The organism is Agromyces sp. NPDC058110, from assembly GCF_042884735.1.
In the GTDB taxonomy this organism is placed as follows: domain Bacteria; phylum Actinomycetota; class Actinomycetes; order Actinomycetales; family Microbacteriaceae; genus Agromyces.
Genome location: NZ_JBHVTI010000005.1, coordinates 481,176 through 504,444 on the forward strand (window position 1 = coordinate 481,176; position 23,269 = coordinate 504,444).

Sequence of the window (23,269 nt, forward strand, 5' to 3'; positions counted from 1 at the left end):
TCATGGGCGTCGTCAACGTGACGCCCGACTCCTTCAGCGACGGCGGCGAGTGGTTCGACGTCGACCGCGCGGTCGCGCACGGGCTCGCCCTCGTCGCCGACGGCGCCGACATCCTCGACGTGGGGGGCGAGTCGACCAGGCCCGGTGCCGCTCGGGTCGAACCCGCGGAGGAGCTGCGCCGGGTGGTGCCCGTCGTGCGCGAGTTCGCGAGCCGCGGCATCCGCGTGAGCGTCGACACGATGCGGGCCGCGACCGCCGTGGCGGCCGTCGAGGCCGGTGCCGAGATCATCAACGACGTCTCGGCGGGGCTCGCCGATCCCGCCATGGTGCCGGCCGTCGCCGACACAGGGGCGGTCTACGTCGCGATGCACTGGCGCGGCCACTCCGACCGTATGGACGTGCTGAACGCCTACGCCGACATCGCCGTCGAGGTGCGCGACGAGCTCGCGCAGCGCGTCGACGTGCTGCACGCCGCGGGCGTCGCGCACGAGCGCATCATCCTCGACCCGGGCCTCGGGTTCTCGAAGACCGGCGACCAGAACTGGGAGGTGCTCGCCCGCCTCGACGTGCTCGCCGCGCTCGGGCTGCCCGTGCTCATCGGCGCCTCGCGCAAGCGGTTCATCGGGTCGCTGCTGCCCGACGACGCGACCATGGCCGAGCGCGACCTGCCGACGGCGGTCGTCAGCGCGCTCTCGGCCCAGGCCGGCGCATGGGGCGTGCGCGTGCACGACGTGCGCTCCACGCGCCGCGCCCTCGACGTCGTCGGAGCGTGGCAGAGTGGACGACGTGGCTGAGCAGCGCAACCGACGACCGGGCGATCGCATCACCCTGACCGGCCTCAGGGTCGTGGCGCATCACGGCGTCTTCGACTTCGAGCGCGAGCAGGGCCAGGAGTTCGTCATCGACGTCTCGGTCGAGGTCGACCTGCGTGCGGCGGCCTCGGGCGACGACCTCTCGCGGACCGTGCACTACGGCGAGCTCGCCGAGGCGGTGGTCGCCGCGGTCGAACGCGACCCCGTCGATCTCATCGAGACGCTCGCCGAACGGGTCGCCGCGGTCGCGCTGTCGTACCCCGCGGTCGAGCTGGCCGAGGTCACTGTGCACAAGCCGCAGGCGCCGATCACGGTTCCCTTCGCGGATGTCTCGGTCTCGATCGTGCGGGCTCGAGCATGAGCCGCGCGGTCGTGGCGTTCGGGGCCAACCTCGGCGACCGCGAGGCGACGATCGCCGGAGCCGTGCGCGACCTGGCCGAGGTGCCGGGCGTCGAGCTCACCGCGGTCTCCCCGGTCTACGAGACCCCCGCGATCACCGACGAGGGCGTCGACCGCGATGCGCCGGGGTACCTGAACGGCGTGGTCATCGTCGAGACCTCGATCACCCCGCACGCGCTGCTCGCGGCCCTGCACGAGATCGAGGCCGCGCACGGTCGGCAGCGGCTCAAGCACTGGGGCGATCGCACGCTCGACCTCGACCTCATCGACGTCGACGGGCTCGTCATCGACGACACCGGGCTGCAGCTGCCGCATCCGCGGGCCTGGCAGCGCGCGTTCGTGCTGCAGCCGTGGCTCGACCTCGAACCCGACGCCGTGCTGCCCGGCCGCGGGCCCGTCGCCGCGCTGCGCGCCGAGGCCCACGACGAGGTGACCAGGCGATGAAGCGAACCCATCCGAGCGCGGTCGTCGCGGCCGTGGTCGCCGGGGTCGTCATCGGCTATCTCGTCGACCTCGCCATCGTCTCAGCCGGCGGCAAGGCGCTCGTTCCGCCGATCTCGCTCGCGATCACGCTCGTCGGCATCGCCGCGATCGTCGTCGCGCTGGCCTGGCCCATCCGCAAGGCGGTCAAACAGCAGTCGACCAAGCACCTCGATCCCTTCCGGGCCATGCGCACGGCCGTGCTCGCGAAGGCGAGTGCGCTGAGCGGGGCGCTGCTGCTCGGCCTGGGGCTCGGCGTCGCGGTGTTCCTGCTCACGCGCAGCGTGGTGCCGCCGGCCTCGACCGTCTGGCCCGCGTTCGCCACCGCCATCGGCGGGGCCGTGCTGCTCGTCGGCGGCCTCGTGGCCGAGCACTTCTGCAGCCTTCCGCCCGACGACACCGACCCCGAGCACGAGGAGCACGCACATGCCTGAGGCACCCGACCTGCCTGAGGCGCCTGCGGCTGCGCCGGCTCCTGACGCCGCACCTGTTCCGGAGGCCGCGCCCGCGGCCGAGGCTGCGCCGGTTGCCGAGGCCGCTCCCGGTGCCGAGGCTGCACCCGTTGCCGAGGCCTCGCCCGTTCCGGAGGCAGCGCCCGTTCCCGACGCGGCGCCGTCCGCAGCGGCCGGCGAAGATCCGACGAGCACCGTCGAGCACGCCGTGCCGATCGACGACGACTGGCGCCGCGTCTCGCCGAAGTACGTCGTCGTCGAGGTCGTCGGGTCCTTGGTGGGCATGGTGGTCTTCGTCGCCGCGTTCCTCGTCGCCTACTTCGTGTTCGGCTGGTGGTGGGCCGTATGGGCCGCCGTGGCGGTCGGCGTGATCTCGCTCGTCACGATCGCGTTCGAGCCGCGCCGCGTGCGTTCGATCGGCTACCGCCTGCGCGCCGACGACCTGCTCTTCCGCCGGGGCATCATGTACCAGCGCCAGGTGGCGGTGCCGTACGGCCGCATGCAGCTCGTCGACGTCACGCGCGGGCCGGTCGCCCGGGCGCTCGGACTCGCCGACCTCAAGTTCGTGACCGCCGCCGCGGCTACTGCGGTGACGGTGCCCGGCATCCCGTTCGAAGACGCCGAGCGCCTGCGCGACGAGCTCGTGGCCCTCGCCGAGACCCGACGGGCGGGGCTGTGACCGCTCCGGCCGCGCCGGTCACCGCACTCGCCGACGGCGAGTGGCACCGGTTGCATCCGGCGAGCCCGCTGCTGCGAGGCGGCCTCGTGTTCATCGCGGTGCTCGGCTTCGTGCTCGCGAACCTGCGCGAGCGCCTCGTCGACATGTTCCTGGTGATCTTCGTGCCCGACGCGGGCGACGAGCTCGACGGGCGCTACGGCGAGTGGCAGAACGACTGGGCCAACGACCCGGTCGGCGCGATCGTCGTGAACGGCGCGGTCGGCTGGGCCCTCCTCGCCGTCGTGCTCGTCGTCATCGGCGTGATCGTCGGCTTCTGGCTCTCGTGGCGCATGCACACGTTCCGCATCACGCCCGAGGCCGTCGAGGTGCGCAGCGGCATCCTCTTCCGCTCGCATCGGTCGGCACGGCTCGACCGCGTGCAGGGCGTCAACATCAACCGGCCGGTGTTCGCCCGCCTGTTCGGCACGGCCAAGCTCGACGTCTCGGTCGCGGGCGAGTCGGGCAACGTGCAGCTCGCCTACCTCGGCTCGGCCCTCGCCGACGGGTTGCGCGCCGACATCCTGCGGCTCGCATCGGGCGCCAGGGCCGCGAAGTCCCGGGGCACGGCGCCGCAGGCGCAGCACCCGGTGACGGATGCCGCGGGCCCCGCCCCCGCGTCGACCCTCGCCGGTGCCGCAGACCCTGACTCCGCGGCATCCGTCTCGCGATCGGGTCAGGTCTCCGCGGCATCCGTCTCGCGATCGGGTCAGGTCTCCGCGGCATCCGTCTCGCGATCGGGTCAGGTCTCCGCGGTGCTGAACCGCCGCGTCGACGAGTTCCTCGCGCCAGAGCTCGATCCGACCCTCGCGGCTCCCGAGTCGGTCGTGCACCTCTCGGTCGGGCGCGTGCTCGGCTCGACGATGCTCGGCGGCACGACCATCTCGATCATCGTGTTCGCGGCGATCATCGTCACGGGCATCGCCGCAGGCCAGGAGTGGGTGATCTTCTCGTTCATCCCGGCCGTGATCGGCCTCGTGGGCTACCTGTGGTCGCGCATCACGAAATCTCTGCGGTACTCGATCGCCGGCACGCCCGACGGCGTGCGCATCGGCCACGGGCTGCTCTCGACCGCGAACCAGACGATCCCGCCGGGGCGCGTGCACGCCGTCGAGGCGACGCAGTGGATCCTCTGGCGGCCGTTCGGCTGGTGGTCGGTGCGCGTGAACCTCGCGGGCCAGGCAAGTGCGTCGAGCGAGGCCGTGCAGCGCACGATGGTGCTTCCCGTCGGCCGCGCCGACGACGTGCGACGGGTGCTCGAGCTGCTGCTGCCCGGTGCGGCCTCCGCGATCGACCCGGTGTTCTCGGCCGGGCTGACGGGGCGCGGGGCGACCGGCGGGTTCTCGACCACGCCGAGGCGTGCGGCGTGGCTCCGCCCGTTCTCGTGGCGGCGCATCGGCTGGTCGGCGACGGGCGGCGTCGCACTGTTCCGCCGGGGTGCCCTCACGCGATCGCTCGCGGTCATGCCGCTCGCGCGCGTGCAGTCGGTCGCGCTCAGCCGCGGTCCGGTGCGCCGGATGCTGCGTCTCGCGTCGGTGCGGGTGCACACGCTCGCCGGCCCGGTCACCGTCGAACTGCCCGTCGCCGATGCCGACGAGGCCGCCACGCTGTTCGAGCGGCTCGCCGCCGACGCCGTCGTGTGGGCCGGGGCCGACGAGAGCCACCACTGGGGCGCGGCACGCGACGAGGTCGCGGAGGCGGTGTCGTGAGCGACCGCGCGGGGCGCCTCGGGGTCGGCACGATCGGCGCCGGGCGGGTGGGCGCCGTGCTCGCCTCCGCCCTCGCGGGGGTCGGCCATGCGCTCACCGGCATCTCGGCGGTGTCCGAGGCGAGCCGCGAACGCGCGGCCGTCATGCTCCCGCAGGTGCCGGTGCTGCCGGTGCCCGAGATCATCGAGCGCAGCGAACTCGTGCTGCTCGCCGTGCCCGAGCCCGAACTGGCGCCGCTGGTGGCCGGCCTCGCCGACGCGGGCGTGTGGCAGCCGGGGCAGCTCGTGCTGCACACGAACGCGCGGCTCGGCACGTCGGTGCTCGACCCTGCCAGACGAGCGGGCGCGATCCCGCTCGCCGTGCATCCGGCGATGACGTTCACGGGCACGAGCATCGACCTCGCCCGGTTGCCGGGCACGTGGTTCGCCGTGACGGCCCCGGGGCCGGTGCTTCCGATCGGGCAGGCGCTCGTCGTCGAGATGGGCGGCGAGCCCTTCGTCGTCGCCGAGTCCGACCGTGCCGCCTACGGCGAGGCCATCGAGACCGCCGTCTCGTTCTCGAGCGCGATCGTCGACCAGGCGAGCGGAATCCTCGAGGGCATCGGCATGCCGAGACCGGGCGCGGTGCTCGCGCCGCTCGTGCGCAGCGCGGTCGAGAACGCGCTGGCCCGCCACGACCCCGGCCCGCGTCCCGAAGGTGCGAGTACGATCGACGGGGCCGCAGACGAGCGGCCGCTTGGAGGTGCCACGTGACCGACGCGGCCAGTGCGGCGACGCTCGCCCCGGCGACCGGCACTCGCACGGTGAACACCATCGCCGGGCTGCGGGCCGTGCTCGACGAACGACGCCGCGCCGGGGCATCCGTCGCCCTCGTGCCCACGATGGGCGCGCTGCACGACGGGCATCTCGCACTCGTGCGACGCGCTCGCGAACTCGCCGACGTGGTCGTCGTGTCGATCTTCGTGAACCCGCTCCAGTTCGGCCCGGCCGAAGACCTCGACCGCTACCCCCGCACGCTCGAGGCAGATGTCGCGGCACTCGCCGGCCTCGGCGTCGAGGTTGTGTTCGCGCCCGACGTCGCCGAGATGTACCCGCACGGCCAGTCGGGCACCCGGGTCGGCGCAGGCGAGGCCGGCGAGCGCTACGAGGGCGCGCACCGCCCCGGCCACTTCGACGGCATGCTCACGGTCGTCGCCAAGCTCTTCTCGATCGCCCAGCCCGACGTCGCCGTGTTCGGTCAGAAGGACGCCCAGCAGGTGTTCCTCGTGACCCGCATGGTCGCCGACCTCGACCTGCGCCTGCGCATCGAGGTCGTGCCGACGGTGCGCGAGGCCGACGGGCTCGCGCTCTCGAGCCGCAACCGGTTCCTCGACGAGCGCGAGCGCGTCGCGGCCCTCGTGCTCGCCGAGTCGCTCGACGCCGCCCGCACGGCCGCCGCCGACGGCACGTCCGAGCTGCTCGCCGAGGGCGTCGCCGCGTTCGGCGACCACGACGGCGTCGACCTCGACTACTTCGTCGTCGTCGACCCCGCCACGTTCCTCCCGATCGAGGGTGCGTTCACCGGCCGGGCGCTCGTGCTCGTCGCCGCCCGGGTCGGCGCGACGCGCCTGATCGACAACGCCTTCGTCGAACTCGGCGCCGGCTCGAGCGTCGGCGCAGTCGCAGGGGACGCCGCCGGCGATGCCGATTCCCAGGCCGCTGCCGACGCCACCTCCGACGCCACCTCCGACGCCGCCGACGCCTCCGCCGACCGCGCGAAGCAACCGCCCAGCCCGGCTGAGTAGGCTTGACGGGCACGTGCCCCGCGACGAGAGAGAACGATGGCCGAGACCCAGACGGATTCCGCCCTGCCCGCCGACGAGCCCACCGCGGCCGAGATCAGTGAGCAGAAGGCCGTGCGCCTCGCCAAGCGCGAGCGCCTGATCGCGGCATCCGAAGACCTGGGCGGCGGCGCCTACCCGGTACGCCTGCCGATCACGACCACCATCCCGCAGGTGCGCGCGCAGTTCACCGACCTCGAGGCCGACGTCGCCACGGGCGAGCAGGCGGGCCTCGCCGGCCGCGTGGTGTTCTCGCGCAACACGGGCAAGCTGTGCTTCGCGACCCTGCAGTCGGGCGACGGCAGCCGCATCCAGGCCATGGTCTCGCTCGCCGAGGTGGGCGAGGAGTCGCTCGCCGCCTGGAAGGAGCTCGTCGACCTCGGCGACCACGTGTTCGTCGCCGGCGAGGTCATCACGAGCCGCCGCGGCGAGCTGTCGATCATGGTGAACGCGTGGCAGATCGCGGCCAAGGCGATCCTGCCGCTGCCGAACCTGCACAACGACCTCAACGAAGAGACGCGCGTGCGCAGCCGCTACCTCGACCTCATCGCCCGCGAGCAGGCGCGCAAGAACGTGCTCGACCGTGCCAAGACCAACGCGAGCCTGCGCTCGACGTTCGCGGGGCTCGGCTTCGTCGAGGTCGAGACGCCCATGCTGCAGGTGATGCACGGCGGCGCATCCGCCCGCCCGTTCGTGACGCACTCGAACGCGTTCGACACCGAGCTCTACCTGCGCATCGCGCCCGAGCTCTACCTCAAGCGCGCGGTCGTCGGCGGCATCGAGCGCGTGTTCGAGATCAACCGCAACTTCCGCAACGAGGGCGCCGACTCGACGCACTCGCCCGAGTTCGCGATGCTCGAGGCGTACGAGGCCTACGGCGACTACACGACGATGGCCGACCTCACGCAGCAGCTCATCCAAGATGCGGCGATGGCGACGAGCGGCTCGCACGTCGTGACCTGGGCCGACGGCACCGAGTTCGACCTCGGCGGCGAGTGGGACCGCATCTCGATGTACGGCACGCTCTCCGAGGCGGTCGGCGAGCAGATCACGGCCGAGACCCCGATCGAACGGCTCAAGCAGCTCGCCGACGAGGCCGGCATCGAGATCGAGCACCCGCTGCCCGGCAAGTACGTCGAAGAGCTCTGGGAGCACCACATCAAGGGCGACCTCGTGCGTCCGACGTTCGTCATGGACTTCCCGCTCGACACGTCGCCCCTCGTGCGCGCGCACCGCAGCACCCCGGGCGTCGTCGAGAAGTGGGACCTCTACGTGCGCGGCTTCGAGCTCGCCACGGGCTACTCCGAGCTCGTCGACCCGGTCGTGCAGCGCGAGCGGTTCGTCGAGCAGGCCAAGCTCGCGGCCGGCGGCGACCCCGAGGCCATGCGCCTCGACGAGGAGTTCCTGCGCGCGCTCGAGTTCGGCATGCCGCCGTCGGGCGGCATGGGCATGGGCATCGACCGGCTGCTCATGGCGCTCACGGGCCTCGGCATCCGCGAGACCATCCTCTTCCCGCTGGTCAAGTAGCGCCCGGCGAACCGGCCGCGCCACCCCGATACGAAGAGCGGATGCCGCAGATGAACGACCACCTCCCCAAGAGCGAGCTCGAGCCCGACCCCGACCCCAAGCGTCCGTCGAACACGCGCGTCGCGATCTGGATCATCGTGGGCGCGGTCGGCGCCTACCTCCTCGGATCCGGCATCTGGGGCCTGCTCACCTGACCCGAGAGGATGCCGCGGCACGGCCCCCGAACGGGCGCCGCGCCGCGGCATCCGATTTCCCAGCCTGACCACGTATCCTGAAGGCCTATGGACGATTTCTGGGCCAACGCGATCTGGTCGCTCGCACCGACGGTGCTCATCGGACTCATCTTCTGGTTCGTGATGCGCGCGATCCTGCGTGCCGACCGCACCGAGCGTGCGGCGTACGCCCAGATCGAGGCCGAGGAGCGCGCGAAGCTGGGCCTGCCGCGGCGCGACCGCAGCCCCGAGCGTTCCACCGACTGACCCGATGACCGCGGAGGAGACGGCCACGGTCACGGCGATCGTGACCTTCACGCTGCTCGCCGTCGACCTGATCATCCGCATCATCGCGATCATCGTGGTGCCCCGCAACCGGCGCCCGACCGCGGGCATGGCGTGGCTGCTGGCGATCTTCTTCATCCCGTACCTCGGGGTGCTCTTCTTCATCCTCATCGGCAATCCGAAGCTCCCGAAGCGGCGTCGCGAGAAGCAGGCCGAGGTCGACAAGGTCATCCGCGAGGCGACGCACGGCGTCGAGCGGGTGAGCGACTCGACCTCGTGGCCGTCGTGGTTCGCGGGCGTCGTGCGCCTGAACCGCAACCTCGGAGCGATGCCGCTGATCGGGTCGAACAGTGCGAGCCTCATCGGCGGCTACCAGGACTCCCTCGACGCGATGACCGAGGCCGTCGCCGGGGCGAAGCGGTACGTGCACGTCGAGTTCTACATCCTCGCGCTCGACAAGACCACCGAGCCGTTCTTCGCGGCGCTCGGCGACGCGGTCGCGCGGGGCGTGCAGGTGCGGGTGCTGCTCGACCACATCGCGTCGCTGCGGTCGAAGGGGTACCGGCGCACGCTACGCCGGCTCGAGGCCATCGGCGCGAACTGGCAGCTCATGCTGCCCGTGCAGCCGTTCAAGGGCAAGTACCAGCGCCCCGACCTGCGCAACCACCGCAAGATCCTCGTGGTCGACGGAGAGGTCGCGTTCATGGGCTCGCAGAACCTCATCGACCGCAGCTACAACAAGCGCGGGAACATCCGTCGCGGGCTCAAGTGGAAGGAGCTCGTCGCGCGGCTCGAGGGGCCGATCGTGTCGGGGCTCGACGTGATCTTCCGCACCGACTGGTACCTCGAGACGGGTGAAGAGCTCACCGGCGACATCACGGACTCGTTCGACCAGCCGGGCGAGGCCCAGGACCTCGACTGCCAGGTCGTGCCGAGCGGCCCCGGGTTCTCGACGCAGAACAACCTGAAGCTGTTCCTCGCGCTGCTCTACGCGGCCAAGGAGAAGCTCATCATCACGAGTCCGTACTTCGTGCCCGACGAGTCGATGCTCGTCGCGATCAGCGGTGCGACCCAGCGCGGCGTGCACGTCGAGCTGTTCGTCTCCGAGATCGGCGACCAGGCGCTCGTCTACCACGCGCAACGCTCGTACTACGAGGCGCTGCTGCGGGCGGGCGTGAAGATCTACATGTACAAGGCGCCGTACATCCTGCACGCGAAGCACTTCACCATCGACGACGACGTGGCCGTCATCGGCTCGAGCAACATGGACATCCGCTCGTTCGAGCTGAACATGGAGATCTCCCTGCTCGTGCGCGGCCGCTCGTTCGTGCAGGAGATGCGCGCCGTCGAAGACGGGTACCGCGACGACAGCCGCGAGCTCACGCTCGACGAGTGGATGCGCCAGCCGATCCGCTCGACCGTGCTCGACAACCTCGCCAGGCTCACCTCCGCGCTGCAGTAGCGGGGCGGATGCCGCGGGCGGGCGCGCTGCGTCGGGCGCGCGGCTTCGAGGCGCGGGGAGTCAGGCGCGCGGCTTCAGGCGCACCGTCGGCAGCTCGGGCGCAGGCAGCGGATCGCCGTCGAAGCCGTCGACCGTGCCGAAGCGCCCGTCGGCGTCGCCGCGCGCGATGACGTCGGCCTGCCAGGCGCGGCGGAACTCGGCGACCTCGTCGTGGCTGCGGCCGATGAAGTTCCACCACATCACGAGCTCCTCGCCGAACGGCACTCCGCCGATGAGGATCACGCGGGCCGGCCCGTGGTCGCCCGCGCGCAGGCGCACCCCCTCGTGGCCGGGCGCGATGTGCCCGAGCTCGTTCGCCGAGAGATGCGAGGTGTGGCCGGCGACCTGGAGCGGGTCGGCGTCGGCCGAGCCGTCGTCGTGCTCGCCCTCGAGCAGGGCGATCGTCGCGGTCACCGGGCCGAGATCGACGAGCACGCCGTGCTCGAACGCGGGATCGAGCTCGATCCACGCCTCGCCGCCCGCCGGCAGCTCGACCTGCGCGCCGACGAGCGGGGAGAAGACGGTGACCGACGCCTCGTCGTCGATGCCGGGCAGTGCGCCGGCGAACACGCGCACGACCGCGTCGTCGACCTGCACGGGCACGGTGTCGGCATGCTCGAAGAACGGTGCGACGTCGCGCGTGGCGTTCGGCAGCGCGACCCAGAGCTGCACGCCGTGCAGGCGGGTCGTCGCGGGCGTCGACACCTCGGAGTGGGCGATGCCCCGGCCCGCGGTCATGAGGTTGACCGCGCCGGGGCGCACGAACTCGGCGCTGCCCGTGCTGTCGTGGTGCTCGATCTCGCCCTCGAAGAGCCAGCTCACGGTCTGCAGTCCGGTGTGCGGATGCGGCGGCACGACCATTCCGCCCGACGCGGCGACCTCGTCGGGGCCGTAGTGGTCGACGAAGCACCAGGCGCCGATCGTGGTGCGCCCGCGCTGGGGGAGCGTGCGCCGCACCTGCATGGCCCGAGGGCCGCCGAGCGGCACGTCGCGCGGCTGGAGCACCGTGATCGACGCGGCGCCCGAGCGCTCGGGCGGACACACGAGCTCGACGGGATCGCGTTCGAGATTGCTCATGTCCGCATGCTAGCCCCGGGTCGTCGACGTCTCGACGCGCGCCGTGCGCGGGTGAACCGATACCATTACCGCATGCACTCCTCCCTCACCCTTCGTCGTGCCGGTCTGGCAGCCGTCGCCGTGGCATCCGTGTTCCTCCTCTCCGCGTGCAACCCGAGCCCGCGTCCGATCGAGAACTTCAGCGGCGAGCCGGTGAGCGACCACGAGGGCGACGCCGAGGGCCACACCGACGAGAGCGCCGCCGACGAGGGCCTCTCGGCCACGTGGCTGCAGCAGGGCGGCCAGATCGCGATCACGATCTCGGGCAGTTCGACCTGCCCGGTCGTCGGCACGCGCATCAACGTGGTCGACCGCGCCGGCGAGGGCAACCGCGTCTCGGTCGACGTCGAGGGCCCGGCCGACGACGAGGTGTGCACCATGGACTTCGTGCCGCACACGACCGTCTTCTGGAGCCCCGTCTTCGTCACCGACACCGAGCCCCTCGTGGTCGAGGTCGGCGAGCAGTCCTACACGCTCGCCATCAAGTAGCGGCAGCACTCCTCACGACGAACCGGTCGTGCGCCCACGGCGAACACTCGCATATCGGGCGCCTCTGCTGGTTACGCTCGATGTATCGGCGCCCCCTGCCCAGAGGGGGTCGTGAGGAGTAGAGCATGTTCGAGAGATTCACCGACCGAGCCCGTCGTGTCGTCGTCCTGGCCCAAGAAGAGGCCAAGATGCTCAACCACAACTACATCGGCACCGAGCACATCCTGCTCGGGCTCATCCACGAGGGTGAAGGCGTCGCCGCCAAGGCGCTCGAATCGCTCGGCATCTCGCTCGACGCGGTGCGCGAGCAGGTGCAGGACATCATCGGCCAGGGCCAGCAGCAGCCGACGGGCCACATCCCGTTCACGCCGCGCGCCAAGAAGGTGCTGGAGCTCTCGCTCCGCGAGGCGCTGCAGCTGGGCCACAACTACATCGGCACCGAGCACATCCTCCTCGGCCTGATCCGCGAGGGCGAGGGCGTCGCCGCCCAGGTGCTCGTGAAGCTGGGCGCCGACCTCAACCGCGTGCGCCAGCAGGTCATCCAGCTGCTCTCGGGCTACCAGGGCAAGGAGCAGGTGCAGGTCGGCGCGAACGACCAGCAGCAGCCGCAGGGCGGCTCGCAGATCCTCGACCAGTTCGGCCGCAACCTCACGCAGGCCGCGCGCGAGTCGAAGCTCGACCCCGTGATCGGCCGCGAGAAGGAGATCGAGCGGGTCATGCAGATCCTCTCGCGCCGCTCCAAGAACAACCCCGTCCTCATCGGCGAGCCCGGCGTCGGCAAGACCGCCGTCGTCGAGGGCCTCGCGCAGGCGATCGTCAAGGGCGAGGTGCCCGAGACGCTGAAGGACAAGCAGCTGTACTCGCTCGACCTCGGTTCGCTCATCGCGGGCTCCCGCTACCGCGGTGACTTCGAGGAGCGCCTGAAGAAGGTCACCAAGGAGATCCGCACGCGCGGCGACATCATCGTCTTCATCGACGAGATCCACACCCTCGTGGGCGCCGGTGCCGCCGAGGGCGCGATCGACGCGGCCTCGATCCTGAAGCCGCTCCTGGCCCGTGGCGAGCTCCAGACCATCGGTGCGACCACGCTCGACGAGTACCGCAAGCACTTCGAGAAGGACGCCGCGCTCGAGCGCCGCTTCCAGCCGATCCAGGTGCAGGAGCCGTCGCTGCCTCACGCGATCAACATCCTCAAGGGGCTGCGCGACCGCTATGAGGCGCACCACAAGGTCTCGATCACCGACGGCGCGATCGTCGCCGCGGCGAACCTGGCCGACCGCTACATCAGCGACCGGTTCCTGCCCGACAAGGCGATCGACCTGATCGACGAGGCCGGCGCACGCCTGCGTCTGTCGATCCTCTCGAGCCCGCCCGAGCTGCGCGAGTTCGACGAGAAGATCGCCGTCGTGCGCGCCGCGAAGGAGACGGCGATCGAGGAGCAGGACTTCGAGAAGGCCGCCTCGCTCCGCGACGAGGAGAAGAACCTCCTCGGCGAGCGTCTGCGCCTCGAGAAGCAGTGGAAGGCCGGCGACGTCAAGACCACCGCGGTCGTCGACGAGGGCCTCATCGCCGAGGTGCTGGCGCAGGCCACCGGCATCCCCGTGTTCAAGCTCACCGAAGAGGAGTCCTCGCGACTCGTCTTCATGGAGAAGGCGCTGCACGAGCGCGTCATCGGCCAGGAAGAGGCGATCTCCGCCCTGTCGAAGACGATCCGCCGCACCCGCGCCGGCCTGAAGGACCCGCACCGCCCGTCGGGCTCGTTCATCTTCGCCGGGCCCACGGGTGTCGGCAAGACCGAGCTCGCGAAGGCGCTCGCGGAGTTCCTCTTCGACGACGAGGCCGCCATGATCTCGCTCGACATGTCGGAGTACGGCGAGAAGCACACCGTCTCGCGCCTGTTCGGCGCCCCTCCCGGATTCGTCGGATTCGAAGAGGGCGGCCAGCTCACCGAGAAGGTGCGCCGCAAGCCCTTCAGCGTCGTGCTCTTCGACGAGATCGAGAAGGCGCACCCCGACATCTTCAACTCGCTCCTGCAGATCCTCGAAGAGGGGCGCCTGACCGACGGTCAGGGTCGCGTGGTCGACTTCAAGAACACCGTCATCATCATGACGACGAACCTCGGCACGAAGGACATCTCGAGCGGCCCCGTCGGGTTCGCGCTCGAGGGCGACACTCGCACCGGATACGACCTCATGCGCGGCAAGGTGAAAGAGGAGCTGAAGAAGCACTTCAAGCCCGAGTTCCTGAACCGCGTCGACGAGATCATCGTGTTCCCGCAGCTCAGCAAGCCCGAGCTGCTGCAGATCGTCGACCTCTTCGTCAAGCGTCTCAGCGAGCGCATGCTCGACCGCGACATGACGATCGAGCTGACGACCCCCGCCAAGGAGCGTCTCATCGAGCTCGGCTACGACCCCGCCCTCGGTGCGCGACCGCTGCGTCGCGCCGTGCAGCGCGAGGTGGAGGACACCCTGTCGGAGAAGATCCTGCACGGCGAGCTCAACGCGGGCGACCACGTGCACGTCGACTTCCAGGACGGCCAGTTCGTGTTCACGACCACCCAGCGGGCACTCCCCGTCGGCGTCGGCGTCAACACGGGTGCGGCGATCGGCACCGGTCCCGCCACGCCCGATCTGGCGGTGACCTCGGACTAGCGCTTCACCGGGCGCGGCAGCCGTCCGCGACCGCACGACGAAGGGTCGGACCTCCGGGTCCGGCCCTTCGTCGTCTGCGCACGAGATGTTCAGGCTCGCGATCCATGGTTTGGCATAGGCTCCACACATGGAGCAGAAGAAGGCGTCCGAGCAGCACGCCGTCACCGAGGTCATCGACCGTCTCGCAGAGAAGTACCCGTCGGTCGACCGCGATGAGATCGCCCGCATCGTCGCCGACGAGTACTCGAGCCTCGACGGCAAGCCCGTGCGCGACTTCGTTCCCGTGCTCGTCGAGAAGAGTGCGAAGAAGCGCGTGAAGCAGGCCGCGAACGCCTGACCACGCCTTCGAGCCGGCCACCGGTCGTCGGCACCGGTGGCCCCACCGCGGCGCCTGACGCCTGGCGTCGGCGACTGCCGTCTCGCCGCGGGTCGATAGGGTTGCATGGTGAACAACCCGGTCAGCGTGCGCGCCGCACGCACCAGCGACGTGCCGCACATCCTCGCGCTCGTGGAGCCGCTCGTCGCCCGACGCATCCTGCTCGGCAAGGAGCGCGTCGACCTCTACGGCGCGATCCAGGAGTTCCGGGTCGCCGAACTCGTCGAGACCGGCGAGATCATCGGCGCAGGCGCCCTGCACGCCATGTGGGAAGACCTGGGCGAGGTGCGCACGCTCGTCGTCGCCGACGCCTGGCTCGGCCACGGCGTCGGGCACGCGATCGTCGACCGGCTCGTGCACGACGCCCGCGAACTCGGCCTCAGCCGGCTGTTCTGCCTCACCTTCGAGGTCGACTTCTTCGCACGCCACGGCTTCGAGGACATGGGCGCCGAGACCGTCGCCCCCGAGGTCTACGCCGAACTCGTGCGCTCGCACGACGACGGCGTCGCCGAATTCCTCGACCTCGCTCGTGTGAAGCAGAACACCCTCGGCAACACGCGCATGCTCAAGATGCTCTGATCGGCGCGTTGATCGGGCATTTCGGCACGCCGGGCGCGCGCCACCGGCATCCGTCGCCCGGCCGTACCCTGTGAGCATGTCGACGAACCAGACACCGGCACGACGGCACTCGCCGCAGGTGTACCGTCGGCGACGGCTGGTCGTGCTCCTCGGGCTGGTCGCCGTGATCGTGGCCGTCGTGCTCATCATCGTGCGCCCCGGCGGCGCCCAGGGCGACACCGACCAGACGCCGGCGACCTCGGCGCCCGCATCGCCGCCCACGACGACCATCCCGACCGAGGCCGTCGCGGCCGACGGCGACCCGTGCTCGCCGGAGCAGATCATCGTCGAGCCCGTCACCGACAAGAGCGTCTACGAGGCGGGCGAGCAGCCGCAGCTCACCGTCACCATCACGAACACGGGCCGGAACATCTGCGTGCTGAACGCCGGAACCGCGGCGCAGGTCTTCACGATCACGAGCGGCGACGAGCAGTACTGGGTCTCGACCGACTGCCAGACCGAGCCGGTCGACGCCGAGGTGTCGCTGACCCCCGGCACCCCGGTGAGCTCGGCCGCCCCGATCGTCTGGGACCGCACGCGCTCCGCACCCGACACGTGCGACGGTGCGCGTGAGACGGTGCCCGCGGGCGGTGCGTCGTACCATCTCTCGGTGTCGGTCGACGGATTCGAGAGCGCCGACCTGACCAAGCAGTTCCAGCTGTTCTGAGCCTTCGGGCGGATGCAGCGGCATCCGCCGGGGCAGATCCGGGCCCACCTCGGCGGCCGGTCACGCGGGCCTCCTCACGGTGCACCCGCGCGGCCGGGGCTCGGTAGGCTGGAGGGATGGCGCAGCGCAAGAAGTCGGGCAGGTCTGGCAAGGGCGGGGAGCCGCTGGTGTTCCGCTCCGAGGCGCTCGCGGCGGCGCTCGAGAAGCAGGACATCGCGGCTGTCGCGCTCGCGCTCCGGCACGGCAACACCGTGGTGCCCCTCATCAAGCCGGGGCCGCGCGACAAGCCGCTCGACGGCGGCGAGGTGTGGACGTATCGCGATCCGAACACCGGCGAGGTCGCCCTGCTGCTGTTCAGCGACGCCGAGCACAAGCCGGCGAACCTTCCGCCGGCCGTCGGCCTGCAGAGCCCGGCGTGGCTGCGCACCTTCCTCAAGCGGCACGAGTCGACGATCACGACGGTCTTCCTCGACATCGCCGGCCCGCACCCGATGCAGGCTCCGCCGGCCGAGCTTCTGAAGGCCCTCGAGGCCTGAGCGTCAGAACGCGGCGTCGAGCTCGCGTTCGCGTTCTGAGGTCGCGGCCGCGAGGGCTCGCCCGACGGCCGCCTGCACGCTGCCGGCCTCGACATCGAGGATCGTCGAGTAGCCGAGCCTGCGAGCCTCGCTGCCGCGCTGCTTGGCCGAGCTCACTGGACGCACTTCGCCGGCGAGGCTGATCTCTCCGAACGCGGCGAGATCGTGCGGCACGGCGCGGTCGCGCATGGCCGACGCGATGGCGATGGCGATCGCCAGGTCGGCGCCGGGTTCGACGAGTCGAACGCCGCCGACCGTGGAGACGTAGACGTCGTGCTCGCCGATCTGGCGGAGCCCGGCTCGCCGTTCGAGCACGGCGAGGATCATCGCGACGCGCGAGGGATCGACGCCGTTGACCACTCGGCGCGGCTGGGGAGCCTTGGTCGCCACGACGAGCGCCTGCACTTCGACGGGCAGCGCGCGGCGGCCCTCGAGCGCGACCGTGACGCAGGTGCCGCTCACGGCGGCGCCCCGGCTCAGGAAGAGCCCGCTCGGGTCGGGCACCTCGGCGATGCCGTCGCCGGTCATCTCGAAGCAGCCGACCTCGTCGGTGGGCCCGAAACGGTTCTTGAGCGCTCGCACGAAGCGCAGCGCGGTCTGCCGGTCGCCCTCGAACTGGCACACGACGTCGACGAGGTGCTCGAGCAGTCGGGGGCCCGCGATGGTGCCGTCTTTCGTGACGTGACCCACGAGCAGCACGGGCAGTTCGCGCTCCTTCGCGAGGCGGATGAGCGTCGACGCGACCTCGCGCACTTGGCCGGGCTGACCGGCGATGCCGTCGTTCATCGAGCTCGAGACCGTCTGCACTGAGTCGACGATGAGCAGTTCGGGCTGCACGGCGTCGACCTGCCCGATGACGGTCGCGAGATCGGTCTCGGCGGCGAGGAACAGCTCGGGCTGCAGGGCGCCCGTGCGGCCGGCTCGCAGGCGCACCTGGGCGACCGACTCTTCGGCGCTCACGTAGAGCACGCGGCGACCCGACGCCGCGACGCGCGCCGCGACATCGAGCAGCAGCGTGGACTTGCCCACGCCGGGCTCGCCGCTCAGCAGGATGGCCGCGCCGGGCACGATGCCGCCGCCGAGCACGCGGTCGAACTCGCCGACGCCGCTCGCCCAGTGGCCCCGCTCTTCGGTCGTGACCTCGGTGATCGACCGCGCGACCTGGGAGGCGCCGATGGCCACGGGCTTCAGCGCGCGCGTGATGCCGGTCTGCCCGCCGGCCTCGACGACGGTGCCCCACTGCTGGCACTCGGCGCACCGGCCGACCCACTTGACGGTGCTCCAACCGCATTCGGTGCAGCGGTACGCGGACGCGGGCTTGGCCATGCTGCGAGGGTACGGGCTGCCGCCGACATCCGCGGGTGCGGCGGGTGCGGCTGAGGGCTAGCCTGTGCGCATGTCCGCAGACGTGGACGTGCTCGTCGTCGGAGCCGGTCAGGCCGGACTCGCGGTCAGCCACGAGCTGTCGGAACGCGGGGTCGAGCACGTCGTGCTCGAGCGCGATCGCGTCGGGTCGACCTGGGCCGGCCGGTGGGACTCGTTCCGGCTCGTGACGCCGAACCACGGCATCCGGATGCCCGGCGGTGCCTACTCGGGCGACGACCCGTGCGGGTACCTTCCGCGCGACGGGATCGTCGACCACCTCACCGCGTACGCGTCGTCGTTCCGGGCGCCGGTGGCCGAGCGGCACGGGGTCGACCGGCTCGAGCCCGATGAGGCGGGGTTCGTCGCCAGGTCGGCGATGGGTGACATCCGGGCCCGTCGCGTCGTCGGCTGCACGGGGGCGTACCAACGGCCGCACCGGCCGGGGTTCGTCGACGGCCTGGCGCGGGAGGTGCCCGTCGTCATGTCGGCCGACTACCGGTCGCCCGGGGCGCTGCCCGACGGGCCCGTGCTCGTGATCGGCGGCGGCCAGAGCGCCTGCCAGATCGCCGAGGAGCTGCACGCCGCCGGGCGACAGGTGACGCTCGCGCCCGGACGCGCGCCCTCGATGCCGCGCCGCATCGCCGACCGCGACGGGTTCGACTGGCTCGAGGACGCCGGATTCTTCGAGCAGCTGCTCGCCGACCAGCCGTCGCCCGCGGTGCGACTGGCCGCGAATCCGCTCGCCACCGGCGCCGGCGGAGGGCACGACCTCAGCCTGCGCACGCTCGCGGCCCGCGGCGTCGGCCTCGTCGGGCGGGTCGTCGGCGTCGACGACGGCAGCCTGGTGGTCGCCGATGACCTCGACGAGTCGCTGGCCGCCGGCGATGCTGGGTTCCGCATGGTGTGCGGGCTCGCCCGCAAGGCCGCCGCGGCTCGGGGCCTGCCCGACCCCGACCCGCCCGAGCCGCTCGACGACCCCGTCGCCGCTGCCGAGGTGCCCAGCCTGCGCGACCTCGGAGCCGTGGTCGTCGCGTGCGGCTACCGCCCGGCGTACGACTGGGTCGAGGTGCCGGGGGTGTTCGACGACATGGGCTTCCCGGTGACGGATGCCGGTGCCAGCCGTGCGGTCGACGGGCTCTGGTTCGTCGGGGTGCCGTGGCTGCGCCATCGCAAGTCGCCGCTGCTCATGGGGGTCGGCGAGGACGCCGCGATCGTCGCCGAACAGCTCGCCTGATCGCGCCCGATCCGGTGCCCGGTCGCTCGTTTTGGTCGATTCGGCAGTGTCGCCTACTATTGACCTCGGTACCGTGTCCGAGCGGCCGAAGGTGCAACTCTCGAAAAGTTGTGTGCGTGAAAGCGCACCGTGGGTTCAAATCCCACCGGTACCGCCATCAGAACCCCCGATCTCCTCGCAGGAGGTCGGGGGTTCTCCCGTTCGGTCGAGAACGGAGTCCGTCGACAGGGCCCGCATCGCAGACCTAGGCTCGGTATCGTGATCGAGCCGATCAGCTCCGCTCCGCCGCACCGCATCGATCGCGTCATCGCGAGCCAGCGCTGGAGCGACGTGCTGTTCGTGCACTGGCGTCTGGCGCCCGAGCGCGTCGTGCCGCTCCTGCCTCGAGGCACCGAGCCCGACGTGTACGACGGCGGCACTTGGGTCGGTCTCATCGCGTTCCGGCTGGAAGACGCGCGGTTGGGCCCGGTCGGGCCGGTTCCGCTCATCAGCGATTTCGTCGAGGTCAACGTGCGCCTCTACGCGGTCGACGAGCATGGCCGGCGAGGCGTCGTCTTCCGGTCGCTCGAGGCTGCGAGCTCGGCCGCCGTGGTCGCAGCCCGGGCGGGCTTCGCGCTGCCGTACCAGTGGGCGGCGACTTCCGGAGGGATCGTCGACGACGTCGTCTCCTATCGGTCGCGCAGGCACGGCAGCGGGTCACGCTCGTCGATGTCGGCACAGGTCGACCGCACCCGCGTCGTGGATGATCCGCAGTCGGTGTTCCTGACCGCCCGGTGGTCGATGTTCACCAGCCGGGTCGGGCGCACGAGGTGGCATCCGAACGTGCATGAGCCGTGGGTGCTCCATCCGGCGACGCTCCTGACGCTCGACGACGAGCTCGTCACGGCCGCCGGGCTCGACGGCGTCGCTGACGCGGTCCCGGAGTCGGTGCTGTTCAGCGACGGGGTGTCGGCGCGGTTCGGCCAGGGTGTCGGGGAATGACGGCTGTCTCCGGCATCCCCTCGGACTCGGTCTGCCGGGCATCGGGCAGGCCCTGGTCGCAGCCTCTCACCGCCATCGAGAACCTCGCATCGCATCTTCTGCTCGACGGCCCCCCGCGGTACGCTCCGATCAGGGAGCGCGCTCGCCACCGGGCGCGTTCGGACGCTGGGGGTGTCGGTGTTCCGGTCGACGTCGTTCGCCCACCCGGTCCGCCGCCCCACGGGCGACGTGGAGACGTGCTGGTTCGATCGGACGCGCGAGGTGGTGGAACGATGAGCGATGACCAGGTGCGGCCCCCCGCAAGGCTCGAGCCCAAGTCCGAGGACTTCGAGGCCCGTCGCGAGTCCGGGCGCGCGGCACGTGCGAAGACCCCTCGTCGAAGCCACGCCGTCTGGGCTCCGACTGCGACTCGGCCCGACCCGGTCGCGCTGCTCGAAGAACAGGCGCTGACGCGCGACCCGCTGCTGATCCCGCTGCGGCACGCACGCATGAGCGTCTCGCCGTTCACGTTCTACCGCGGCGCCGCGGTCATCATGGCGGCCGACCTCGATGCCGCGACCGACAGCGGCATCGTGGTGCAGCTCTGCGGCGACGCGCACCTGTCGAACTTCGGCGTGTTCGGCTCGGCGGAGCGACGGCTCGTGTTCGACATCAACGACTTCGACGAGACGTTGCCCGGCCCGTTCGAATGGGACGTGAAGCGGCTCGTCGCGAGCATCGAGATCGCGTGCCGGCATCGCGGCTTCGACGACGAGGACCGCCGCACCGCACGTCTCGCGGCGGTGCGCGGGTACCGCGAGCAGATCCTGAGATCCGCGGATGCCTCGGTGCTCGACGCCTGGTACGACACGGTGCCCGTCGAGCATGTGCAGGAGCTCCTGCGCCGCGAGTTCGAGGAGGACCGCGTCGGCAAGAAGCAGGTGAAACGGTTCGAGTCGGCCGTGGCCAAGGCCCTCACCCAGGACCGCAGGAAGGTCTTCTCGAAGCTCGTCACGACCGAGGGCGGTCGGATGCGCATCGCCGCGGACCCGCCGCTCATCGTGCCGGTCGAGGACATCCTCACGATCGATCACGAGGACACCGAGGCGAGGATGCAGGAGGCGTTGGGTGCATACCAGAGCACGCTGACCACCGAGCGGCATCCGATCGCCGAGTACTCGTACGTGCACATGGCGCGAACGGTGCCCGGGGTCGGCAGCGTCGGCACCCGCACCTGGGTCGTGCTGCTGCGAGGCCGTGACGACGCGGACCCGATCTTCCTGCAGGCCAAGGAGGCCCAGGCGTCGGTGCTCGAACGCTTCGTCGGCCCGAGCGAGTACGAGCAGCACGGAGAGCGGGTCGTGCGCGGACAGCGGGTGATGCAGGCGACGAGCGACATCTTCCTCGGGTGGCAGCGCGGGTTCCCCGACAGCAGCGGCAGGCAGCGCGACTTCTACGTGCGTCAGCTCAAGGACTGGAAGGGGTCGCTCGACCCCGAGATCATGGTGCCGCGCGGGGCGGCGCTGTACTCGCGGGTCTGCGGCGAGACGCTCGCGCGGGCGCACGGACGCAGCGGAGACCGTGTGCAGCTCGCGGCCTACCTCGGCACGTCGCAGGTGTTCGACGAGTCGATCTCCGCGTTCGCCGAGGCGTACGCAGACCAGAACGAGCTCGACTACCGCGCCTTCATGGCTGCGATCGCCGAGGGGCGGATCGAGGCGGCGCAGTCCTGAGAGGCCGCGCCGCCCGTCGGCGTGAGGTGCTCCCTACCTCGGGTCGATGCGCAGCGTGGTCGCCCGGGCCTCGGGCGTCATGAGCGACTGCGTCGACGCGCCGCGGCCGTACTTCGCGAAGTACGCGTCGTCGAGGGCGGCGTCGTGCGAGTCGTCGTGCGTGTAGGCGACCTCGCGCGTCTGCCCGCCCCAGCTCACCGTGCCCTCGGCATTGCGCGTCACCCCGCGGTACCAGCCGCCGGACGGGCCGCGCACCGAGCGGGCGTAGAGGGCGCCGTCGACGACGGCGTGCCAGATGATGACGGGCGTGCGGAGGGTCCCGTCGTCGCGGCGGCCGGCGACGCGGATCTCCGAGGCGCGGTCGAGGGCGGTGAGTTCTTCGGCGGTCCACGTGCTCATGAGGGTTCCTCCCGACATCCGTACAGTTCAATGATCGTCGCGGACCGGTTCGTGAGACAGGGCCTGCGAGTACCGGTCACGGCAGGGACTCCCGTGCGCCCGCAGGCGAGCGTTCGATGGAGAGCATGAAGGCAACACTCATGTACGGCGCCGGCGATGTCCGCGTCGAGACCGTTCCGGACCCGGAGCTCCTCCACGACACCGATGCGATCGTGCGCGCCGTGCGCGCCTGCGTGTGCGGCAGCGACCTGCACCCCTACCACTCCATGCCCCACGGCGAGCACGGCACCGCCATGGGCCACGAACTCATCGCCGTCGTCGAACGCGTCGGCTCGGCCGTCACGACGGTGAAGCCCGGCGACTTCGTGATCGCGCCGTTCGCGTTCCAGGACAACACGTGCGTCTTCTGCCGCGAGGGCTTCCAGACCTCGTGCGTGCACGGCGGATGGTACGGCGGTGCGAACGGCGGACTGCAGGCCGAGCTCGCGCGCATCCCGCAGGCCGACGGCAGCCTCGTCGTCGTGCCGGGCGTCGACCCCGCGACCGCCGACGAGTCGCTGCTCGCCTCGCTGCTCGCGCTCTCGGACGTCTACCTGACCGGATACCACGCGGCGCACATGGGCCGGGTGGAACCGGGCAAGACGGTCACCGTGATCGGCGACGGCGCGGTCGGCCTCTCGGCCGTGCTCGCCTCGAAGCTGCTGGGCGCCGAGCGCATCATCCTCATGGGCCGCCATGCCGTGCGCACCGATCTGGGCGTCGAGTGGGGCGCGACCGACGTCGTCGCCGAGCGCGGCGCCGAGGGCATCGCGAAGGTCATGGAGCTCACCGGAGGCGAGGGCAGCCACGTCGTGCTCGAGGCCGTCGGCCACATGCCGGCGTACGAGCAGGCGGTCGGCATCGTGCGCCCCGGCGGCGTGATCTCGCGCGTGGGCGTGCCGCAGTACGAGGAGGCCCCGATCGGGTTCGGCTCGCTGTTCGGCAAGAACGCGACCCTCACCGGCGGCCCCGCACCCGTGCGCGCCTACCTCGATTCCGCGATCCGGCAGGTGCTCGACGGCGTGATCGAGCCCGGTCGCGTGTTCGACCGCACGGTGTCGATCGACGACGTGCCGTCAGCGTACGCCGCCATGGACGCCCGCGAGGCGCTGAAGGTCATGGTCGCGTTCTGATGC

At 71.3% G+C, this 23,269-nt stretch carries 24 protein-coding genes, 1 tRNA gene and 1 pseudogene; 23 read left to right on the forward strand and 3 right to left on the reverse strand.

Annotation, left to right across the window (positions count from 1 at the left end; genetic code table 11):
- Positions 1-2 precede the first annotated feature (2 nt).
- The 12 genes and pseudogenes from folP (at position 3) to cls (ending at position 9,872) form a co-directional block, all read left to right on the forward strand.
- On the forward strand, positions 3-794 hold the full coding sequence (gene folP / locus ACFVS8_RS14875; protein WP_387063905.1) for a dihydropteroate synthase: 792 nt from the start codon (positions 3-5) through the stop codon (positions 792-794).
- Positions 787-1,173: a dihydroneopterin aldolase gene (folB, locus tag ACFVS8_RS14880; RefSeq protein WP_387063742.1), complete on the forward strand. Its 387-nt coding sequence runs from the start codon at positions 787-789 to the stop codon at positions 1,171-1,173. The genes folP and folB overlap by 8 nt, the downstream gene beginning before the upstream one ends.
- Entirely contained in the window at positions 1,170-1,655 is a 486-nt protein-coding gene (folK, locus tag ACFVS8_RS14885) for a 2-amino-4-hydroxy-6-hydroxymethyldihydropteridine diphosphokinase (protein WP_387063744.1), read from the forward strand. Before folB ends, folK begins: the two co-directional genes overlap by 4 nt.
- On the forward strand, positions 1,652-2,125 hold the full coding sequence (locus ACFVS8_RS14890) for a DUF3180 domain-containing protein (RefSeq protein WP_387063747.1): 474 nt from the start codon (positions 1,652-1,654) through the stop codon (positions 2,123-2,125). Before folK ends, ACFVS8_RS14890 begins: the two co-directional genes overlap by 4 nt.
- A complete protein-coding gene (locus ACFVS8_RS14895; RefSeq protein ID WP_387063749.1) occupies positions 2,118-2,822 on the forward strand; it encodes a PH domain-containing protein in 705 nt (234 codons plus the stop codon). Before ACFVS8_RS14890 ends, ACFVS8_RS14895 begins: the two co-directional genes overlap by 8 nt.
- Entirely contained in the window at positions 2,819-4,567 is a 1,749-nt protein-coding gene (locus ACFVS8_RS14900) for a PH domain-containing protein (RefSeq protein WP_387063752.1), read from the forward strand. The genes ACFVS8_RS14895 and ACFVS8_RS14900 overlap by 4 nt, the downstream gene beginning before the upstream one ends.
- Positions 4,564-5,319 (forward strand): Rossmann-like and DUF2520 domain-containing protein, encoded by a 756-nt coding sequence (locus tag ACFVS8_RS14905; protein ID WP_387063754.1) that lies wholly within the window; start codon positions 4,564-4,566, stop codon positions 5,317-5,319. Before ACFVS8_RS14900 ends, ACFVS8_RS14905 begins: the two co-directional genes overlap by 4 nt.
- A gap of 50 nt (positions 5,320-5,369) precedes the next feature.
- Positions 5,370-6,200 (forward strand): annotated as a pseudogene (gene panC / locus ACFVS8_RS14910) (pantoate--beta-alanine ligase); the annotation flags it as partial.
- Between the two features lie 186 nt (positions 6,201-6,386).
- Positions 6,387-7,913, forward strand: a complete 1,527-nt coding sequence (gene lysS, locus ACFVS8_RS14915; RefSeq protein WP_387063757.1) for a lysine--tRNA ligase — start codon at positions 6,387-6,389, stop codon at positions 7,911-7,913.
- 50 nt (positions 7,914-7,963) lie between these two features.
- The gene (locus ACFVS8_RS14920; protein WP_387063760.1) at positions 7,964-8,107 is read left to right on the forward strand and encodes a hypothetical protein; all 144 of its coding nucleotides are present in this window, start codon (positions 7,964-7,966) and stop codon (positions 8,105-8,107) included.
- 87 nt (positions 8,108-8,194) lie between these two features.
- Positions 8,195-8,392 carry a hypothetical protein gene (locus ACFVS8_RS14925; protein WP_387063763.1) on the forward strand — a complete coding sequence of 66 codons (198 nt, stop codon included), beginning with the start codon at positions 8,195-8,197 and terminating at the stop codon, positions 8,390-8,392.
- Positions 8,393-8,396: 4 nt separating this feature from the next.
- Complete coding sequence (gene cls / locus ACFVS8_RS14930; protein ID WP_387063766.1) at positions 8,397-9,872, forward strand: cardiolipin synthase; 1,476 nt, start codon at positions 8,397-8,399, stop codon at positions 9,870-9,872.
- Between the two features lie 60 nt (positions 9,873-9,932).
- On the opposite strand, the gene ACFVS8_RS14935 is transcribed toward cls, so the two are convergent.
- On the reverse strand, positions 9,933-10,988 hold the full coding sequence (locus ACFVS8_RS14935) for a pirin family protein (protein WP_387063768.1): 1,056 nt from the start codon (positions 10,986-10,988) through the stop codon (positions 9,933-9,935).
- Positions 10,989-11,060: 72 nt separating this feature from the next.
- Here ACFVS8_RS14935 and ACFVS8_RS14940 point away from each other — a divergent pair, with 72 nt between their 5' ends.
- The 6 genes from ACFVS8_RS14940 (at position 11,061) to ACFVS8_RS14965 (ending at position 16,364) form a co-directional block, all read left to right on the forward strand.
- On the forward strand, positions 11,061-11,516 hold the full coding sequence (locus ACFVS8_RS14940; RefSeq protein WP_387063771.1) for a hypothetical protein: 456 nt from the start codon (positions 11,061-11,063) through the stop codon (positions 11,514-11,516).
- 125 nt (positions 11,517-11,641) lie between these two features.
- A complete protein-coding gene (locus tag ACFVS8_RS14945; protein ID WP_387063774.1) occupies positions 11,642-14,167 on the forward strand; it encodes an ATP-dependent Clp protease ATP-binding subunit in 2,526 nt (841 codons plus the stop codon).
- Positions 14,168-14,294: 127 nt separating this feature from the next.
- Entirely contained in the window at positions 14,295-14,504 is a 210-nt protein-coding gene (locus tag ACFVS8_RS14950) for a three-helix bundle dimerization domain-containing protein (RefSeq protein WP_387063777.1), read from the forward strand.
- 105 nt (positions 14,505-14,609) lie between these two features.
- Positions 14,610-15,122, forward strand: coding sequence for an amino-acid N-acetyltransferase (locus ACFVS8_RS14955; protein ID WP_387063780.1), 513 nt, complete (start codon positions 14,610-14,612; stop codon positions 15,120-15,122).
- 76 nt (positions 15,123-15,198) lie between these two features.
- Entirely contained in the window at positions 15,199-15,828 is a 630-nt protein-coding gene (locus ACFVS8_RS14960) for a hypothetical protein (RefSeq protein ID WP_387063783.1), read from the forward strand.
- A gap of 116 nt (positions 15,829-15,944) precedes the next feature.
- Positions 15,945-16,364 (forward strand): dehydrogenase, encoded by a 420-nt coding sequence (locus tag ACFVS8_RS14965; protein ID WP_387063785.1) that lies wholly within the window; start codon positions 15,945-15,947, stop codon positions 16,362-16,364.
- A gap of 3 nt (positions 16,365-16,367) precedes the next feature.
- Here ACFVS8_RS14965 and radA read toward each other — a convergent pair whose 3' ends face one another.
- Positions 16,368-17,729 (reverse strand): DNA repair protein RadA, encoded by a 1,362-nt coding sequence (gene radA, locus ACFVS8_RS14970; protein WP_387063788.1) that lies wholly within the window; start codon positions 17,727-17,729, stop codon positions 16,368-16,370.
- A 70-nt stretch (positions 17,730-17,799) separates the two neighbouring features.
- Between radA and ACFVS8_RS14975 the strand changes: the two genes are divergently transcribed.
- From ACFVS8_RS14975 to ACFVS8_RS14990, 4 genes are all read left to right on the forward strand, one after another.
- The gene (locus tag ACFVS8_RS14975; protein WP_387063790.1) at positions 17,800-19,002 is read left to right on the forward strand and encodes a flavin-containing monooxygenase; all 1,203 of its coding nucleotides are present in this window, start codon (positions 17,800-17,802) and stop codon (positions 19,000-19,002) included.
- Positions 19,003-19,069: 67 nt separating this feature from the next.
- Positions 19,070-19,159, forward strand: a tRNA-Ser gene (locus tag ACFVS8_RS14980).
- A 101-nt stretch (positions 19,160-19,260) separates the two neighbouring features.
- Positions 19,261-19,983 (forward strand): YqjF family protein, encoded by a 723-nt coding sequence (locus tag ACFVS8_RS14985; RefSeq protein ID WP_387063793.1) that lies wholly within the window; start codon positions 19,261-19,263, stop codon positions 19,981-19,983.
- Between the two features lie 272 nt (positions 19,984-20,255).
- Positions 20,256-21,695, forward strand: coding sequence for a DUF2252 domain-containing protein (locus ACFVS8_RS14990; protein WP_387063795.1), 1,440 nt, complete (start codon positions 20,256-20,258; stop codon positions 21,693-21,695).
- A 33-nt stretch (positions 21,696-21,728) separates the two neighbouring features.
- Here the strand turns inward: ACFVS8_RS14990 and ACFVS8_RS14995 are convergent, their stop codons facing one another.
- Positions 21,729-22,094, reverse strand: coding sequence for a DUF2255 family protein (locus ACFVS8_RS14995; RefSeq protein ID WP_387063797.1), 366 nt, complete (start codon positions 22,092-22,094; stop codon positions 21,729-21,731).
- A gap of 125 nt (positions 22,095-22,219) precedes the next feature.
- On the opposite strand from ACFVS8_RS14995, the gene ACFVS8_RS15000 reads away from it, so the two are divergent.
- Complete coding sequence (locus ACFVS8_RS15000; protein WP_387063799.1) at positions 22,220-23,266, forward strand: zinc-binding dehydrogenase; 1,047 nt, start codon at positions 22,220-22,222, stop codon at positions 23,264-23,266.
- Positions 23,267-23,269 lie beyond the last annotated feature (3 nt).